4 protein-coding genes are annotated in these 3717 nt (G+C 71.8%); all 4 read right to left on the reverse strand.

The genetic code is table 11. The annotated features are described in order from the left end of the window. Positions 1-175 precede the first annotated feature (175 nt). Entirely contained in the window at positions 176-826 is a 651-nt protein-coding gene (locus tag AC0CYZ_RS29035) for a VOC family protein (protein ID WP_472221584.1), read from the reverse strand. A 45-nt stretch (positions 827-871) separates the two neighbouring features. Beyond that, a complete protein-coding gene (locus AC0CYZ_RS29040) occupies positions 872-1612 on the reverse strand; it encodes a TetR/AcrR family transcriptional regulator (protein WP_472221585.1) in 741 nt (246 codons plus the stop codon). 177 nt (positions 1613-1789) lie between these two features. Continuing rightward, positions 1790-2542 carry a maleate cis-trans isomerase family protein gene (locus tag AC0CYZ_RS29045; protein WP_472221586.1) on the reverse strand — a complete coding sequence of 251 codons (753 nt, stop codon included), beginning with the start codon at positions 2540-2542 and terminating at the stop codon, positions 1790-1792. Then, the coding region (locus AC0CYZ_RS29050; protein ID WP_472221587.1) for an AMP-binding protein at positions 2539-3717 on the reverse strand (1179 nt) is incomplete at its 5' end. The genes AC0CYZ_RS29050 and AC0CYZ_RS29045, both read right to left, overlap by 4 nt.

Raw genomic sequence — 3717 nt, forward strand, 5'->3', positions numbered from 1 at the left:
GCGACGCAGCTGTACCAGACCGCGTGGCGGCATCCGGTGGCGCGGCGGTCGACCACGATCGGCCCGTCGGCGGTGATCTCGAAGTACGGGCCGACCTTCCCGACGACCGCCCCCGCCTCCGCGGCGACCTTGGCGACCGACGTGTTCTCCGGGACGTCGAGGACGTAGAGCGCGGTCATACCTGCGCCTTCGCATTCCCCGTCGCTTCGCTCGCCCCGGCTTCCCAGTCCGCCGCCCGCTCGACGATCAGCTCGGCCTTGCGCGCCAGCAGCTTCCCGAACGACGGCTCGGGCTCGGCGACGACGTCGAGCAGCGCGTCGATCGTCAGGTTCGCGTCGAGGTCCTCCTGCGGCGTCACCGGACGCATCGCGCGGGTGAACTCGACCATGTAGCCGTTGGGGTCGTGCGTGTAGATCGACTCGATCGTCTCGTGCTGGATCTGCATCTCGACCGGCCACGACGAGTCGTCGAGGCGGCGGCGGTACTCCAGCAGGTCGTCCTGGTCGTCGACGTGGATGGCGAGGTGGCGCGACCGCACGAAGAACTCCGGCACCTCGGGCCCGAACCCGGCGTAGACGTCACCGCGCTCGTGGGCGTGCACCGGCTCGAGCCCGAAGTAGTAGAAGAACGCGATCCGGTCGTCGTTGCCGATGTCGAAGAAGAAGTGGATGAAGTCCGGGTGGTTCTCGGGTCCCCAGCCCGCGGCGCAGATCGAGTGCACCACCGGGAAGCCGAGGACGTCGCGGTAGAAGCGCACCGTCGCGGCCGGGTCGAAGGTCGGGAACGCCGTGTGGTCCACGCCGCGGACCTTGTGCTCGAGTGTCATCGTCGAACCTCCTGCCCCTCAGCCTAGGAGCGCTCGACGTGAGCGTCAATCTTTCGACGTCGGCGTCGTGATGACGCTCTCGAGGTAGTCGAGGTCCTGCCGGAGCAGGGCGAGCGCGGCCGCGGGGTCGTCGGGGCGTGGAGCGGTGGGCGTGCGGTCCGGAGCCTGCGCGACGAGCGCGACCGCCATCTCCGCCATCTGCTCCGCGACCTCCTCGGCGGACTGCGGGCCGGCCGGGTTGAACCACCACGCGACCCAGTTGCACATCCCGATCAGGGCCAACGCGGTCGTCCGAACCGGCCGCGGGCGGAACTCCCCGCTGCGCACGCCCTGCTCGACGATGCGGGTGAAGCCGTTCAGCACCCGCCGCTTGGCGGCCTCGTGCGCGACGGCGAGGTCGTCGGGGAGTTCCGACTCCGAGCGGATCACGAGCTGGAACCGCGCGGCCTGGCGGGCCTGCTGGCCGGCGATCATCCGGACGAGCTCGCGCAGCTTCGTCGGCGCGTCGAGGTCCCGGTCCGCGATCTCCTCGGTCGCGGCCGCGGGCGCCTCGGTGATCTCGGTGACGAGCCGCGCGAGCAGCTGGTCCTTGTTCTTGACGTAGTAGTAGAGCGACGGGCGGGTCATGCCCATCGCGTCCGCGATGTCCTGCAGGCTCGTCCCGGCGAAGCCACGCTCGGCGAACAGCCGGGTCGCCTGCTCGTAGATCTGGGCCTCGACCAGTTCCCGACGCGGACGGCGGGCCGGGGTCTCGGCGGGGTCCGGGACGGGTTCCGGCGCGCTCATGAGCGGCGACCATACCGAGGTGGCACGGGCGACCTCGTCCGCCGCGCGCATCGCGGGGGCCCCACGGCGGTCGACCCGCTAGGCAGCTGATCATGGCCAGGGCACCAGTCTCGCGGTGCCCTCGCCATGATCAACCGCCTAGCGCCGGGACGTCGGCGCCTGCTCGTCACGGTCTCGTCAGGCCGGCGTCGGGTGGCGCACCGCGAGCAGCGACCCGGCGTCGGGAATCTCGGTCGGCAGGCCCAACGCGCGGAGCAGGCAGAACGCCCCGGCCGTGGCGGCCGAGAGGACCGGCAGCCCGAGCTCGCGCTCGGCCACGGCCACCTGCGGCAACGACGGCATCTGGACGCAGCACGAGATCACCAGGGCGTCGGCGCGGGTGAGGTCGAGCCTGCGCGCCGCGTCGAGGACCCGGTCGCCCGGGATGCATCCGACCTCGGCGTTGTCCCCGACCTCGAGCGCCACCCAGTCGACGATCTCGATCCCCTCGGCCTCGAGGTAGGCGACGACCTGCTCGGCCAGCGGGCGCATGTACGGCATCACGAGCGCGACCCGGCCCCACGACATCGCGGCGAGCGCGTCGACGAGGGCCCCGGCACTGGAGATCAGCTCCGTCGCCAGACCCCGCTCCGCGAGCTGCGAAGCCACGGCCGTCTCGACCCGACGGTGCTCCCCCGCGCCCTGCGCCATCACCGCGACGAGGCAGGCGTACAGCAGGGCGTCGACGCCGGCGTCGGCGAGCTCGTCCACGCAGCGCCCGCGCTGGGCGTTCATCGCGACGAGCTCCTCCGGCGTCACCTGGCCCATCCGCATCCGGCTGCCGTGGAAGGAGAAGGTCGCCGACCCGTGACGGGCCAGGAGGGCCGGGATCTCGGTCTCCACGGTGACGTTGGAGCTGGGGACGATCATCCCGATGCGGTGGTGACTCACTGCTCCTCCAGACGGGCCGCGACGTCCGCGGCCATGGCCAACTTGTCGAGCTTCCCGACCTTCGTGCGCGGCAAGGCGTCCACGAGCTCCACCCGCTCGGGCCACTTGAACTTCGCGACGTCGAGGCGGTGCAGGTGGTCCCGGACGTCCTCCAGGGTCACGACGGTGCCGTCGGTCGCGAGGTACGCGCAACCCCGCTCGCCCAGCCTCGGGTCGGGCATCGCGACGAGCGCGGCCTCGACGACGTGCGGGTGCGCGAGGAGCAGGAGCTCGACCTCCTCGGCGTTGATCTTCTCGCCGCCGCGGTTGATCAGGTCCTTGATGCGGCCCTCGATCGAGAACGCACGGACGCCGTCGAGCACGACGGCCTTCGCGAGGTCACCGGTGCGGTAGAAGCCGTCGGCGGTGAAGGCCTCCGGGCGGTCGGTCCCGTAGTAGCCGCGCAGGGTGTACGGGCCCTGGCAGCACAACTCGCCCACCTCGCCGTCGGGAACCTCCTCCTCACCGCCCGGCTCGAGCACCCGGACCTCGTCGAGCGCCGAGATCGGCACCCCGACGGTGGTGCGGCGCAGCTCCGGTGACGCGTCGAGCGGGGTCACGAGGAACATCCCCTCGGCCATGCCGAACAGCTGCCCGACCTGCACACCGCCGCGGGCGGTCGTCGAGAAGAGCTCCTCGGAGACCTTTGCGCCGGAGAGGATAACGACGCGCAGCGTCTCGGCGAGCTGCTCGTAGAGCGGATGGCGCGGCGCGCGGTAGTGCGCGTGGCCGAACAGCACCGACGTGGTGCGCTCGGCGACGAGGACTGGCATGGCGGCGTCGAGGTCGTGGTCGGTGAGCACGAGGCACGCGCCGACGCTGTGTGGTGCGTGGACGCCGCAGACGACCCCGGCGTTGTGGATGATCGGGATGAGGTGCCCGACGCGGTCGTCGGGGGTCCAGCCGAGGACGGCGGCGTAGGCGCCGGCGTTGTACCAGTACTCGGCGTGCAGCCGCGGGATCAGCTTCGGCACCCCGGTGGTGCCGCCGGAGAGCTGGAAGACGGCGACGTCGTCGGGGTCGATGGCGCGCTGGATCTCCTCGACGCGGGCGCGGGCCTCGGCGGGGTCGACGTCGGCCTCGGGGAGGTCCTGGAGGACGAGGACGTGCTCCGTCGTCGGGTGGTCGCGGGCCTG

The organism is Actinomycetospora sp. (assembly GCF_055612215.1).